This window comes from Paenibacillus sp. JT22N1, assembly GCF_059692155.1.
In genome coordinates this window covers 163,113-178,044 of record NZ_JCAUAW010000002.1, presented here as the reverse complement: position 1 = coordinate 178,044, position 14,932 = coordinate 163,113, and the positions used below count along the sequence as shown (strand labels likewise).

Here is a 14,932-nt window from a genome sequence, read left to right as displayed (position 1 = left end):
TCGCAAGACCTACCTCGTATCTGACTGCAGTTGAGTGGTCCAATACGACGTAGGTTTCTTTTTTGACATAAAATCTTATAAGAAATTCTTGAAATTAAAGAAATTTTACGGTTATATGACATGCTAAGATAAAAAAAGACGTAGGGACTAGTCAGACCGATACGGATAATTGCTGCGTCACAACAATTCGAACAAAGGAGGTTGGTTTTTATTTTGAAAGCGTTATCAGAATGATTCGAACATTCCATTCGTTGAAATCCGTATTGTTTGAAAGCAAATCATGGAAAGGATGTGAGTTTTATGATAAAAAGTAAGCTGTTTTTCTTAATCGTTCTCATCATGACGATGATAGTTCCTTTAAGCCTATTCGAGATAAGGACCGCTAATGCGGAGACCTTCCCGTTTAGGACAATCATCATCGATGACGGGAGCATCACGATCGATGGTGTCGTCACACCTGATGTGGATAACGCGAATAACGGATACTCGGCTCCCAATTGGACCACAAGTACCGGGGTGAAGGGGTATAATAATTCCAGTTCCAAATATACAAGTACAGCAGGCAGAACCATATCGTGGAATCCACGTTTGGAAGCAGGAACGGCGAGAATATCGTTCTACAAGCTTAACTGGGAGGACAAAGCGGATAGCAATGTAAAAATCGAAATCACTCATAATGGAACAACGGATGTACGATTTATGGATCTGAGGCCTTCATTCGGGGCGCCTGCTGGATGGGTAGATTTGGGAGAGTACTATTTCTCCGGGATCGGTGAAGAATTCGTTAAATTGACACGGTCTACCAGCAGCTCCAGCACGATACTTACGCGTGCTGATGCGGTCAAGTTCGAAGGGAATATTCGACAAAAAGAGCCTCATAAGACGATCATCATTGATGATGGAAGCATCACGATTGATGATGTCGTTACCAGCGATGTGGATAACGCGAATAACGGGTACTCCGCTCCTTATTGGACCACAAGTGCGGGAGTGAAGGGATACAATAATTCCAGTTCCAAATATACGGATGCTGTCGGAAGAAGCATCACATGGAATCCGCGGTTGGAAGCAGGAACGGCGAGAATATCGTTCTACAAGCTTAATTGGGCGGATAAAGCAGATAGTAATGTAAAAATCGAAATTGTGCACAATGGGATTACGGATGTCATGTTTATGGATCTCAGGCCCTCGTCGGGCCCATCTGTCGGATGGGTTGATTTGGGGGAGTATTATTTCAGTGGTAATGATACCGAATTTGTCAGGCTGACTCGAACGCAACCTACGACAGGCACCATCATTACGCGGGCAGATAGCGTCAAGTTCGAAGGAAATATCCGGCAGCAGGCTCCACCGTTGCCTCCGCTGCGCAGCCGCACATTGGCGAATCTCAGTTATACGGAAAAAGGCAGCATCAAAAACGCAAACTATAAGGCGACTTTCTATGAAGCTACTTGGGATGGAGGCAAATCCATCGTTCGTGATCTGTTCTACAAGGACACGGATACGGGGAACTGGGTGCCAATCAATAATGTGGCGGAAAGACTTGAAGAACAATGGGTCTTATTGGATGGGAATGCGGGGAGTCGAACCAATTACTACGATACGATGAACAAACGCTGGATTACTTTCGACGGGATCAACTTCCCTGATAGCCATACTGCTGTATTAACCGATTCTTTGCATGGAAGCGATTACGATTTACAAGTGAACTGGTCCATGTCAGGGGATAAACCAGATGTTTCCTTCGCCTTTACACCTCGCCGGGATGGCAATTATGTGATCGGCTATCAGTCTTTCACAACAGAATTAATCACTGGCATCAATGAAGTGTTGAATGGTTTCAGGTCGCATGCAAAAATGGTAGGTTCGGTTGAATCAACTAGCTTGAGGGAGCTAAGCGCTCCGATGAGTCTGGTTGAAAAGAATGATGGAGCCGGGAATGCGTTGTCGTATGGCGTATTTGTACCATCTGAGCAGCTTCCGGTCGAGTTTGAACCGACGGGAGGCGTTTCCCAGCAGCGGCTTGGCATGAGTCTTGTCAATAATGAAGGCAGCGTACAGCCGATTCTTTATGCGCCTCAACTAGGGACGTATTCGCAAATGACTGCGGAAAGCACGTATCAGTTCCATATAGGGCTAATCGCTCAGAGAGGCAGTCTGTATAAAGCCTACGAGGATATTCTCCGCAATGAATACGATTATACGGCATATCGAGAAAATGTCGCCGAACAGTCGCTTACTGACGCGATGTTCAATATGATCGATCTGCTCAAGATAGAGCCGCAGGGGGACGACTCTGTCAATTATGTCCCTTCGCCAAGCGGGTGGTGGAACCGGGCCAAGGGCTTTATTGATATCGAGAACGAGGATAGTGTTCGAACAACGTCGAATGCGGCTCTTCTGGGGGCTTATTATTTGACCGGGGACGACCAGCTTTACAATACGAGGGCATTGCCGTCCATTCAGTACGGGGTATCGCGAAATGGTATTGGTTGGTCGCCGACACAGAAGCCCGTATACAGCGTACCCTCGTTATGGAAAATGGCAACCTTGCCGTTCGATGTTTCAAGCGTATCCGCTGTCAATCAACTGCTGGGTACTTCGGCAGGAATTCAAGCGCTCGGGCAGGAAGAGTACCTTGTGCGAGATCCTGATCAGAAAGATCGAGGGCCTGTCATTCAACCTCTTATGATGTATCGTATGACGGGGGATGCGCAGTATTTGCAGGATGCCAAGGATGCAGCCGACAGTTATATCCTTCAAAATATCGATACACCTGCATCCACGAATGTGAGTAAAAATGAGTTTATTTATTATTATAGCAAGCTGTGGATGGAAATCTTGGAGCTGTACGAGGAAACGCAAGATCCCAAATACTTGAATGCCGCGTACAAGGAAGCCAAACAGTATGCTACCATGTTCGTAGCTCGTCCGGTTCCTGAAGGTACCGTTACGATTCCGCAGCCGGAGACGTATAATTACGCGGAGTCGTTCCATTGGCCGGAAAGTGGGAAATACGCCTACCCTAGGAGCAAGCTCCCTGAAGATGTAGCCGGGGGCGTACAAGCGGACAGTTGGCTTGTTTCACCCAATGGGTTGACGTTTGAAGCGGGAAGTACAACCGGCTATTACCGGATGAATGCGCAGGAGGCTCCGTTCATGCTGAGATTGTCGCTCTATACAGGGGATAAACTGCTGCAGGATATCGCTCATAATGCGGTCATCGGACGATACTCCAACTATCCAGGTTATTACTATAAGGGCTTCGCCGTTAGTCAACTCCAACCAGATTTTCCACTGGAAGGTCCAAGCGGAGCTACATCCATTTATTATCACCATATGCCGGCACAGCTCGGACAAACGATGGATTATTTGATCACCGAACAATCGCTAAAATCGAATGGGAGTATTACATTCCCTTCCGTATTCGAAACTAATTTTTTATGGTTCAAATATCATCTCTATGGGAATAAGCCAGGTCAATTTTACGGTAATTCCAACGTTTGGCTCTGGATGCCCAAAGGGATTATTCAGACCAACCATCCGCAATTGAACTGGATAACGGGAGAAAGCGGAAATAAATTCTACATCAGTTTAAGTAACGAATCGACGGCTGAGGTACAGACTCCGATCGAATTGAATGCGCAACTTATCGGGTTCAACCCAGCACAAAATTATAACGTAACCATCATTCGCGATAATGGCACACCAGAGCAAGCGGTTATGAGTGGCGGAATCATTCAGGCAACGGTTTCAAGTAAGGGAATAACAGCAATTATTGTGGAAGGACTAGACATTGATGTGCCGCTGCATCAGGTTAGAACGGCCGATACATTGGATGCAAGCTATTTCTTCGATGTCCACAGTCCAATTGATGCTGTCAAAGGCATGCTAATCGTCAAACCCGACAAAACGTCCTACGATGCTTACGTGGAGGCAAAAACGACGAAACCAGCGACGATCCATTACTCCTTGGATGGCGGAGCCACGTACACGACCGTTCCAGATACGATATATCCGATGGAATGGTCGATACGGGTAAACGACTTGTCCCAAACGTTCACCTATTATGTGGAATCGGACGGAAAGCAGACCCGTAAGCGGACGCTATATCTGCCTGATCGGGTAACGGTAACTCCGGTCCAACCGGAGTGGCAACAAGGGTCATCCATCATTGTGGATAATACGGAGGCGGAAACGGAAGGCGTCTGGATACGGGATACCACGGCTAATGACTATTACTATGATAACTATGTTTATGCTAAATCGACTGCTGGCACAGCGACAAGCAAGATTCTCTGGCGGCCGGAGCTGCCGGAAAGTGTCACTTATAGCGTGTATTACAAGCTTCCGCAAATAACCGCCACGAGTGAAAATTGGGCAACGAATGCCACTTTTACCGTTTATTATAGCGGGGGCTCCGAGACGGTTACCGTTGATGAATCAACGGCCAATGGGACGTGGGTGTTCCTAGGAGCTTATCCTTTTGCAGCAGGCGATAGTGGGTATGTGGAATTAACCAATAAGGCCAATAAGTCACGGGTAGTTGCCGATGCGGTGATGTGGGTGGACCCGAATAGAATGCAGCAATTAGAGTCTGTGGCCATCATGTCGGATCGGGAAGGACTGCAGATGACTCAAGCTGCTCAACTGAGCGTAACCGGCTATTTGGACAACGGTCTGATCGGTGATCTTACACATGCAAATGTGCAGTATTTCGTTGATAGAACCGATCTGGCTGCAGTGGACAGCAGCGGTTTGTTGACCCTTCAAAGCCTCGATGGGGCAATCGATCACATCGCGGTGTGGGCCACGGTAACGATTGACGGAGTGACTTTAACAACACCGCCTTTGACCATAACGATCAGGGACCTGACGGTTATTGTTGATAGCACGAATACGACCGGGTTATACGCTACGGAAGGGTCTTGGAGCCAAAGCAATTTAGCCGGATACAAAATTGGTGTTAAGTCCCGTTACTCTACAGTTCAAGGATCATCGGCGACGTGGAAGGCCCAGTTTCCAGAGGGGAGATATACGGTCTCCATTTACAAGCTCGTCCATACGACGGCAAACGATAATCATGTCAAAGTGGAAGTGAAGCATCAGTCGGTTACCGAGATCACATATATCGATGCGACAGTCGGCTCGTCGGGTTGGGTTAATCTTGGAACGTTCGACTTTACAGGAGACGGCAGCGAGTATGTTCGTTTAACCAGGGAGACTCCGACAACGGTAGATCCGCCAACCCTTCCTGCCGATATGATCTATACGAGGGCTGATGCAGTCAAGTTCGAACGGCATTCCGTCAGTCCGGCACTGCTTGCAAACGGGGTGCCAGGTAAACCGACACTTTCGAATAATAGTGGTGTTGCGACAGGCTTACATGATGGCAATTATGAGGTTACGATGAATATGTGGTGGGGAAACAATGGCTCACTGTATAAGTTGTACGAGAATGGCCAATTGATCCAAACGAAGTCACTGGCCGATGCATCGCCAGCAGCCCAGACTTCCATTATTCCTATTCAAGGTAAGCCAAACGGAACCTATGTGTATACATGTGTGTTATCGAATTTGTATGGAACGACTTCATGTGATCCACACACCGTCACCGTGGTTAATGCGAATCCTGGCAAACCTGTGTTGTCCAGCGACAACTGGGATCAAGATGGGACCTATACCATTACTGCTAATATGTGGTGGGGCACGAACGCAGCACAATATCGATTATATGAAAATGGCGAACTTATTAAAACGCAATCTTTATCTTCACAAACACCAAATGCCCAATCGGCAATTACACAAATTTCGGGAAAAGTTCCTGGCATTTATCAATATCGTTGTGAGTTTATAAATGGAAATGGAACAACGGCAAGCGACGTTATACAAATTATTGTAAAATAAAGCCTAAGAGCTGAGTGGATGAGAACGATCCATTCGGCTCTTTTATTTTTCGGAATAATCATAAAATATTGGAGTTTTTCATGCAAGCAGTCGTTTTTTTTCACACATTTAAAAATGTACGATTATACATGCGCAAAATGCGATCATCCATGGTTCAACGACTGGATTTGACCTACACTTAAGCTATAAGTCAATTACGCAGAGGAGTGTGTGTGCAAATGTTGGTGAAAGTAGGAAGTCGCGAGTTAGAGCTGGGTGGTCCCCATTTGACAGAGCTGAGGAGCTCAAACGAGATTGCTCATGATGTGGTGGCGCTGCGCGAGCGGATGGAGGAAGACGGATATTTACTCATCCGTGGATTTCATGACCGAGCGAAGGTGCTTCATGCACGCACGAGTATTTTAGAGAAAATGGAGCATATGGGGAAGCTTGATCGCGATACCCTGTTGGAAGAAGGCAGAATGGCTGATGGCAGCAAGAGCATCTTCATGGGAGGGACGAATGAGGATCTACCAGCTTTGCTTAATGTTTTAAACGGGGATCATATCATGCGCTTTTTCGATGAGTTCCTTGGAGAACCATCGCTTACGTATCATTACAAATGGCTTAGAGCGGTAGGCAAGGGTGATTTTACTGGAGCTCATTATGACATTGTTTACATGGGAAGAGGAACAGAGAAAGTTTATACGGTTTGGTCGCCACTAGGGGATGTATCCTATGAAATGGGAGGACTGGCCATCTGCCTTGGATCACATCGTTTCGAAGATTTGAAACAGTCTTACGGGACGAAGGATTCAGATCGTGACGGCATTGGGCACTACACCGACGACCCGCTGGTTATTACGGAAAAGTTCGGCGGAAAATGGGCTACAACAACGTTTGAAGCAGGCGATGTTCTCATCTTCGGCATGTATTTGCTTCATTGTTCGCTTGAAAATACGACGAACCAATATCGGATCAGCGTAGATGCGAGATATCAATCGATCAATGAGAAGGTTGATGAAAGGTGGAGCGGTAAAAAACCGCGAGGTCACGATAAATGAAGTGATAATAATGCTTATTTTTGGCGAAAAACGCTGGGCGGTATACCATAGTGCTTTTTAAAGAGCTTTGAGAAGTGAAACTCATCATAGAAATGCAGAGCAGCTGCTATTTCCTTGATAGGCAAATTAGTCGTTTCAAGCGAAACTTTGGCTGACTCTAATTTTAATTTTAGCATATAGCTGCTTGGTGAATGTCCAGTCATGGAACGAAAACGGGCGAAGAAGTAGGTGCGTGACAAACCGCTCTTTTGCACAAGCTCATCGATTTGGATAGGTTTGTTCAAGTTTTTGTGTATGAAATAGAGGATTCTGTCCATTTCGTTATGGTTGGGAGCGGCTAAAAACGACTGTTCCCTTGCAAAAAGGAGCAGCACTTCCTGCAGTAGGATATTGGTGGAATAAGCATAACCAGTGGGTTGTGCGATCAGGGTTTCAATGATTTTTTCGCATAATTGAAGGGCTTCGCTTAATTTCGCAGTGGATAAGATTTCTCCAACAGGAAGGTGGAGAAAGTGAGCCATGTCCAAGCTGCTGAAGTCAATAAAATAAAATTTCCAATTATTATTTTGGCAATTGTAAGTACATGGAACTGTTTCTTTAACGAAGAAAAAGGAGCCAGGGTACAAGTCGTATCGGTCATCGGCTAGGGTGATGACACCATTTCCTTCATAAGTAATAAAAAGCCCGGGTGTAGCAAATCCAGCGCTTTTAGTTACTTGATAGGTGTCGTTGGCCTGTACCTTCCAAATGGAAATAAACTTGCAAAGGGGAACGACTGACTTTTCTCCTAAGCTATAGGGTATATCCATGTAGGACACTGCTTTTCACCTGCCTGAAGTTGACATTTTGTATGGATATACATCCATTATAAATGAATTCATATTAATTCGCTCGATTATTCTAGGTTAGGTATATGAGCATCGCTTATCGTAAGTATCCGGTTAGTCTTTGTGTCACCTGGGGAGGTAAATAGGTGGCTTTTTGATGTATATGTGTATAATGGAGGTATGATAATTACAAAGGTGGACGACATACGATGATTAAATGCACAAATTGTTCGAAAGTCACAGATATTCAAATACAGCGCTGCGTCCATTGTGGAAAGATCCTGACGTACACCGTTGCAGAGAAATTCGATATCCTTGCAGAATCCGTTGAGCATGCCTTGAAGAAGGAGCTAGAAGCAAGAAGAAAGATGAGGCATTAGATCATAGATAAATAGATTGAAGACTCTGTTCCTATGTCTTTCTCACTGGTGTTGATGAGAAGCCCAAAAAGGACTTCTCGGAGCAAGAAGGATGCTTGTTAACCGCCCAATGTATGCTGAGAGAGCCGAAATGGACTTCTCATCCCCGGAAAAGTAACAAAGTGATTCAAAGTGATTGACATATACTTGGTATTTTCTGGAAATGTTGTACAGCGTACAACAATTTCTTTGATTTCTGCTTGCCAGGCTGGAGATGTTGTATTTCTTACAACATCTCCAGCCTTATTTCATTCGAAATGGCCAATTTTGGTTGGAATTGTTGCATTTTTTACAACAATTGCGCGGATAACGCGATATGCTCTCAATAATGTTGTACGAAGTACAACTTCACATGTTTTCAAGCTATCAAGTCAGGAGGTTACCTTCTGTAATTTAGCAGGATTATTGATTTTGTAAGGCACGGGATGTTTTGAGAGCTTCTTCGCAACAATCTTACATTCGAACGATAGCTTGTCCCCGATTTCCAGTTCTAATTTCTTAAGTGTGGCACTGTGGCTGGACCAGGCTTCGCCGATTTCCATCTCTGGTTCTATCATGGAAACAGCTTCATAGATAATCACTTCATCTTCAGTATCAGAGAAATTGTTCGGTACCGTTGTAAATTCCTTGACTGTAGCGATCATTTTCACCTTATCTTCGGGAAGTTGAAGTTTTGGAGCTTTTTCTTTTTTGGCCGCCTTTTCTTTTTTCGCCTCTTTGGGAGCCTTTTTAACTTCTTCAACACTAGCTTCTGCAGTAGCCTCCACATTAGCTTCTATGGCAACTGGAGCATCTTCTTGCAAAGCCTCAAGCTCTAAGACTTCCGCCTCTGTGGAGTCAGCGGTTCCTGCACCCCTCTGGCTGTAATTGGCAGCTTGCATTTCCTTCAAGTAGGAGGGGTGGATGCAGTGCAGCTGCTTGTTGTCGAATTCAATGACAGCGGTCATTTTATCCACAAAACCAACAATGCCGCATGGCAGATTCATACCATTCCCCTTGTAGAAGAATGCCTTTGTTTTCGCTGCTTTCTCTGAAAGCAAGCCCCATTCTTTACACTGTTCGAGCTGCTCAGTCTCGTCTTCGAAAGTATTATACGAAGCGGGCTGGATGGTAAACGCATGGACCATGTTATATCCGCCTTTCTATTATTTGTTTTGGAAGTATGTATCACTAGTTATTCTAAGCGGTAATCATCGGTTTTCTCGCCGTCTTCCCAAATCTCTACGAAAAGGGCCTCGCAGTTTTCAAAGTCAGTCGGCTTCAGAGAAAGTGCTTTCTCCTCATCTGCGCCTACATAAACATTTTCCATTCCTTCGCCATCGAAGGAGAGGATAACATATATTTTCATATGCCATTGTGCCTCCAGTAATTTGATATTGAACATTATAACACAATTGCGGAAATGTTCGCTTGATGAGCAGCAGCAATGGGAGATTACAAAGGTACTTTCTGCATCTAGTTACTTGTGAAGATGGCTTAAAACCACTCCAAAGTTCATATATATCAATACAACCTGTTCTCCATATTGTAAGGGCAGCACTTTCATCCATCCGTAATGAGGTAATCGAAGGAGGGGGTTCGAGGGTGGCGATATATGTATTATTTGTCATCGGGTGTCTATGTGGTTTCTTGTTATTTAGAAAAAATGTGATCACTGTCCGTCAGGAACAAGGTCCTGAAAAAGTGAAGCTGTCTATCATTATTCCTGCCAGGAATGAAGCGTGCAATTTGCCTCATCTCCTCCATGCACTCAAGGTACAAACCTTGGAACCCTTTGAAATTATCGTTGTTGATGATTTTTCGGAGGACGATACGAAGGAAATTGCTGAAAGTTACGGGGTTACTGTCATTAGCAACACAAGTCTTCCGCAGGGATGGACGGGTAAAAACTGGGCTGTATGGAACGGGTATTTGCATGCTTCGGGTGATCTAATTGCCTTTCTTGATGCTGATATTCGCTTAGCTCCACGTGCGCTGGAGGCACTGGTTAAGGCGAGAAATAAAGCGGGAGGCGTCGTTTCTGTCGTTCCCTTCCATTATACGGAGAAGTTTGTGGAAAGACTGGCGTTGATCTTTAATGTGCTTGGTGTATTCGCTTTTACGTCCCCTTTTGAAAAGAAAAATCCGAGAAAAGGTCTGTATGGCTCCTGCATCATAACGACTAGGGAAGATTATGAGAAAATCAAGGGACATGAAGGCATCAAGTCGGAGATGTTGGATGATTTGAACCTTGGGGCCTCCTATACGAATGCCGGAATTCAAGTGATTAATTTTATCGGGCGAGGCCTGGTTTCTTTTCGTATGTATCCACAAGGGATCAAAAGCGAGGTTCAAGGCTTCGGTAAAGGCGCAGTCCTAAGCACGTCAACGTTAAGTCCGGGCACGATCCTCCTTGTTGCCATTTGGGTTGTCGGGCTAATTGCTTCAGAAGCTTTCTTCTTATTTATCAACACTTCGTGGGCGCTTCCACTTTTCATCGGGTATCTCTTATACATGTTTCAGTTGTTTTATTTCATTAAACATGTTGGTATGTTTGGAATCATCATGCCTGTTTTGCATGTCCTCTCCACGTTATTTTTCATCTTCGTCATGCTGTATTCTGTTTATCAGGTCGTATTCCTTGGGCATGTGTCATGGAAAGGACGGCACGTCAAGGTAGGAAGCAGGAGGGGGCAATGACCATTGTTTGGACGGTTTGTGCCTTTCTATCAGGATCTTTGATGTTTTCTTATTGGCTTGGCCTTATCGCCAAGAAAAACTTGAAGACGGTTGGTGACGGAAATCCGGGGGCTCTAAATCTGTGGAAGGCAGCTGGTTATAAGCTTGGTGTTGTTGGTATAATTCTCGACTTTTTAAAAGGATACCTTATCCTTCTTTTTGTAGTAGGGATTGAAAAGATTCAAGGGTACTCCATGATTTCCATCGCACTGGCTCCTATTATCGGGCATGCCTTTTCTCCATTCCTGAAGGGGAAAGGAGGCAAAGCAATCGCTGTGACCTTCGGCGTATGGAGTGCATTGTCCAGCTTTGAAGTTTCTCTTGCTTTTGCCGTGGTTTTGGCTATTTTACTAAGTGCAATTAAGGTGATCAACAGAGGAAAGTCTACATCGACAGAGGCAGACGGCTTGCAGGTTGTTGTCGGTTTTCTGCTGATAGGTATCTATTTGTATATGAGGGATTATTCGAGTGCGATCCTTTGGGTTTGGTTAGGGAATTTTTTACTGCTCGCATTTACCCATAGAAATGAGCTTGCTGTTTATTTAAAAAGGAGATGAAGAAATAAATAAAATGGATCTCGGCCATGATGCCGGGATCCATTTTTTTGTGCTCATAAACAGGACAGAGTGATTACATACAAGGCTTAACATTAGGAAAAACTATGGGCTAAGCAGAAAGGAGTGAGCCTACGAATGGAAGATAGATTAGCTCTGAGGGAAGAACGGCTAAACGCAATAAGCCACGGCTTGGGCGCGGCGCTAAGTGCCTTCGGACTTTTTTTACTTTTACAACGTTCCGTTCTGTTTGAAGATCTTGCCTATATCATTAGCAATGCGATTTATGGGGTATCCTTTTGCCTGCTATATCTGTCCTCGACCCTGCTGCATTGCTCTCGCTCGAAGAAATGGTGCGAACGCTTTGAAGTCATGGACCATTCGGCAATCTTTATTGCCATTGCGGGTTCGTATACGCCATTCCTACTGATTACCTTGCAAGGAACTCTTGGATACACTTTGCTGTTTTTGATATGGGGACTAGCTTTCGGAGGCGTGCGCTATGTTCATTTGATCATTAAGCGGTTTATGCCTTGGGGCCTGATTATGTATTTGTTAATGGGTGCCTTCATGGTTTCATTAATCGATCCGCTAAGTGAACTTCTTCCCTCTATGGCTCTAGCTTGGTTAATGGTCGGAGTCGCTTTTTACTGCATTGGCGTGCCATTCTTTCTTTGGCGAAGGTTAAAATATCACCATGTCATTTGGCATTTGTTTGTGCTTGCGGGAAGCAGCTGCCATTTTATTGCCATATACGCTTATGTGATGCCTGCCGTTTTGTAGGGTGAAAATGTACCCAGTGTCCGGCAGGCTGACATCTGCATTGTACTTGGATCTATAAGCTCGGACGGACACACATTCGATGTCATTTCCCGATGAATCCATAAAGTATAAGCCATGCTCTGGAATATGCTCAGCGTAACCAATCACATCTTGAATGGGGTGCGTACCGCATTTGCTGATACAACCGAATGATTTCTCTTCAATCGTCGAGAGTGCACCAGCAATGTTGTATGGACTTGGATTGCCGCCGCGCATATCGGCGCCCATGCGCTTGATCTCCGTTTCAAATCGCTGAATAGCTTCGTAAAGCTTGTCGCTCGTTTCCGTCGAATTGCAGCGGCTGGCCAGAATGTGTTCAGCGCCAATGATTTCCGTCGTCTCACCGATGACAATACTGCCCCTAGCATGCATTAATTTATCAGCGGCTACACCTAAAGCGGGATTGGAAGCTAATCCAGAAGTGGCATCCGAGCCGCCGCATTTCACCGCTACTTTCAATGATAGCTACCTTGTGTCCGAATGGAATAGAGTCAAGTAATGATAGCGTTTGCACACTTGCGCCCTTATAGAAATGAATAGATTCACCGCTCGGAATATCGCGCAGCGCATGCACTTAGAGTTTTCGCAAGAAAACTTGCTTTGTAAGCTTGTGCTTAGAGTTTTTATAAACATCTAGCTTAGTTTCATTTCTAGTTTTTTTCTCACGGCATGTTAGCACAAGACTAAGATAATGGGGGGACTGACTTCATAGTGGATTCCCGTTTTCGCCGAACGTCAGAAGGCGGGAAACTCTTATATTTCTTGTATAGCTTCGTAAAATAGTTAGCGTTTCCGCAGCCAATTCGCTCGGCGATTTCGGTTACTGTCCATTCCGTTTCACGAAGTAAACGATCAGCTTCGTTGATTCGAAGCCAGTTCAAATAATCTACGAAGGTACGTCCGGTTAGCTTCTTGAACGTTTTGCAAAAATGGTACGGGTTCAGATTCACCATCCGTGCGGCCTGCTCAACCGATAATGGCTCAGCGATATGGGATTCTATATGCTGGATCAACGGCTTGAAAGATTCTGAATGACGGGTAGGAGCAGGTTTATCTATAAACTTCTCCGGTAAAAATTGTCGAGATAGCAGAGCAAAAAGCAGTTGAAAGTTATGTTTGATGACGAGCTCGTAAGCGGCATTTTGATTCTCAAACTCGGCCGTAGATTCACGAATGAGTCGACGATAAGGGGCAGCAAGTTCATCCTCGGCAAATAGTTTGGCAGGCATGGGAACTCGCCCGTCCAGAAACGGAAGGATATACCGCTCGTGTACGGGATCCGGATGCATCACTCGCAGCAAGGAAGCATTAAATACGACAGCGACATACTCCATTGCTTCATCTGCTGCGTTATATCCAACATGCAAAGCTCCAGCGGGCACGAACAACAGGTCACCAGCGTGGGCCTCATAAGGACGGCTATCTATATGAAATATAGCTTTACCAACCTGCATATCAATGATCTCGAAATGTTCATGCCAGTGAAGATACAGAATGTTATCGTCTTTAGTGGCTGTCTGCGGTCGGTTTCGGTAAAAACGGAAGGGATAGCTGCTATCCCAGAGTGGTGTTTTTTCCATTAAATCTTGCGGGTACGTCATGAGCTGCCTCACTTTCCTAAGTATCAAGATAAGACCTATTTGGAGCAAGATAGGATAGAGAAATTGCTGGTATTCCTAGTTATAATGATCATATTCATTTATCTTATACCAATATAGGAGTGATATTCAATCATGAATAAGAAGCTTAGAGTGGGTACTTTAGTTGGTGCCGGAGATGCCGTACGTATCATTCCCCAAATTGCCAAGTACGGATTTGAATCCTACAGCTTATCGTTTTGGCAAACAACAGGGAATATCGATCTCAAAGAAACGGCAAAGCGGTTAGCTGACATTGTGGCAGAGCACGACGCCGTCATATCTACGATAGGTGTATTCGGAAATCCACTCACGGGAACAGGAGATAATAAGGATACACTCGCGAGCTGGGAGCGGCTTATTGATCATGCACATCTCTTTGGTACCGATATCGTAAACGGTTTCACTGGCCGTATTCCGGATCGTCCAATTGATGAGTCAATACCGAAGTTCAAGGAAGTGTTTGGTGAGCTTTCTCGGAGAGCCGCTGATCGCGGTGTTCGACTTGCTTTCGAGAATTGTGATATGGGCGGAACGTGGAAGACAGGGGATTGGAACATTGCCCATAACCCAACTGCCTGGAATCTGATGTTTAATGCCGTACCGGCGGATAACCTTGGTCTGGAGTGGGAGCCCTGTCATCAGATGGTTAGTCTGATCGATCCGATTCCGCAGTTACGTAAATGGGTCGATAAAGTGTTCCACGTCCATGGCAAAGATGCGACAATTGCTTGGGATATTGTTCGGGAATATGGAGTTCATGGTAGCCAAGAGTTCGTGTGGCACCGTACACCTGGCTTTGGGGACACTAATTGGTCCGATATTATTACGATTCTGCGTCAGGCAGGCTACCAAGGTACAATCGACATTGAAGGCTGGCATGATCCCGTCTACCGTGATGAGCTCGAGATGACGGGTCAGGTGCATGCTTTGAACTATTTAAAACGCTGCCGTGGCGGAGATTACATTCCAAACCCTGTTTAATGAGTCGCTTCCAGTCCATCT

11 protein-coding genes and 1 pseudogene are annotated in these 14,932 nt (G+C 45.2%); 7 read left to right on the top strand and 5 right to left on the bottom strand.

All coding sequences use genetic code 11. The annotated features are described in order from the left end of the window. The first annotated feature begins 300 nt into the window (after window positions 1-300). Window positions 301-5,907 carry a golvesin C-terminal-like domain-containing protein gene (locus tag AC58UU_RS04625; protein ID WP_497313435.1) on the top strand — a complete coding sequence of 1,869 codons (5,607 nt, stop codon included), beginning with the start codon at window positions 301-303 and terminating at the stop codon, window positions 5,905-5,907. Between the two features lie 218 nt (window positions 5,908-6,125). Then, window positions 6,126-6,950 carry a phytanoyl-CoA dioxygenase family protein gene (locus AC58UU_RS04620; RefSeq protein ID WP_497313433.1) on the top strand — a complete coding sequence of 275 codons (825 nt, stop codon included), beginning with the start codon at window positions 6,126-6,128 and terminating at the stop codon, window positions 6,948-6,950. A 14-nt stretch (window positions 6,951-6,964) separates the two neighbouring features. Here the strand turns inward: AC58UU_RS04620 and AC58UU_RS04615 are convergent, their stop codons facing one another. Further along, the gene (locus AC58UU_RS04615; protein WP_497313987.1) at window positions 6,965-7,759 is read right to left on the bottom strand and encodes a helix-turn-helix domain-containing protein; all 795 of its coding nucleotides are present in this window, start codon (window positions 7,757-7,759) and stop codon (window positions 6,965-6,967) included. 227 nt (window positions 7,760-7,986) lie between these two features. On the opposite strand from AC58UU_RS04615, the gene AC58UU_RS04610 reads away from it, so the two are divergent. After that, window positions 7,987-8,157 (top strand): hypothetical protein, encoded by a 171-nt coding sequence (locus AC58UU_RS04610; RefSeq protein WP_497313431.1) that lies wholly within the window; start codon window positions 7,987-7,989, stop codon window positions 8,155-8,157. Window positions 8,158-8,567: 410 nt separating this feature from the next. Here AC58UU_RS04610 and AC58UU_RS04605 read toward each other — a convergent pair whose 3' ends face one another. Together AC58UU_RS04605 and AC58UU_RS04600 are read right to left on the bottom strand one after the other, a co-directional pair. Beyond that, entirely contained in the window at window positions 8,568-9,323 is a 756-nt protein-coding gene (locus AC58UU_RS04605; protein WP_497313429.1) for a hypothetical protein, read from the bottom strand. 47 nt (window positions 9,324-9,370) lie between these two features. Beyond that, complete coding sequence (locus AC58UU_RS04600) at window positions 9,371-9,544, bottom strand: hypothetical protein (RefSeq protein ID WP_164826796.1); 174 nt, start codon at window positions 9,542-9,544, stop codon at window positions 9,371-9,373. A 236-nt stretch (window positions 9,545-9,780) separates the two neighbouring features. Here AC58UU_RS04600 and AC58UU_RS04595 point away from each other — a divergent pair, with 236 nt between their 5' ends. From AC58UU_RS04595 to trhA, 3 genes are all read left to right on the top strand, one after another. Further along, window positions 9,781-10,875 (top strand): glycosyltransferase family 2 protein, encoded by a 1,095-nt coding sequence (locus tag AC58UU_RS04595; protein WP_497313427.1) that lies wholly within the window; start codon window positions 9,781-9,783, stop codon window positions 10,873-10,875. Continuing rightward, window positions 10,872-11,471: a glycerol-3-phosphate acyltransferase gene (locus tag AC58UU_RS04590; RefSeq protein ID WP_497313425.1), complete on the top strand. Its 600-nt coding sequence runs from the start codon at window positions 10,872-10,874 to the stop codon at window positions 11,469-11,471. Before AC58UU_RS04595 ends, AC58UU_RS04590 begins: the two co-directional genes overlap by 4 nt. Before the next feature lie 135 nt (window positions 11,472-11,606). After that, the gene (gene trhA / locus AC58UU_RS04585) at window positions 11,607-12,251 is read left to right on the top strand and encodes a PAQR family membrane homeostasis protein TrhA (protein ID WP_497313423.1); all 645 of its coding nucleotides are present in this window, start codon (window positions 11,607-11,609) and stop codon (window positions 12,249-12,251) included. Between the two features lie 66 nt (window positions 12,252-12,317). Here trhA and AC58UU_RS04580 read toward each other — a convergent pair. Further along, a pseudogene (locus AC58UU_RS04580) lies at window positions 12,318-12,749 on the bottom strand (UxaA family hydrolase); the annotation flags it as partial. A gap of 224 nt (window positions 12,750-12,973) precedes the next feature. Further along, the gene (locus AC58UU_RS04575) at window positions 12,974-13,870 is read right to left on the bottom strand and encodes a helix-turn-helix transcriptional regulator (RefSeq protein WP_497313422.1); all 897 of its coding nucleotides are present in this window, start codon (window positions 13,868-13,870) and stop codon (window positions 12,974-12,976) included. 153 nt (window positions 13,871-14,023) lie between these two features. Between AC58UU_RS04575 and AC58UU_RS04570 the strand changes: the two genes are divergently transcribed. Beyond that, window positions 14,024-14,911 (top strand): sugar phosphate isomerase/epimerase family protein, encoded by an 888-nt coding sequence (locus AC58UU_RS04570; protein WP_497313420.1) that lies wholly within the window; start codon window positions 14,024-14,026, stop codon window positions 14,909-14,911. The last annotated feature ends 21 nt before the right edge of the window (window positions 14,912-14,932 follow it).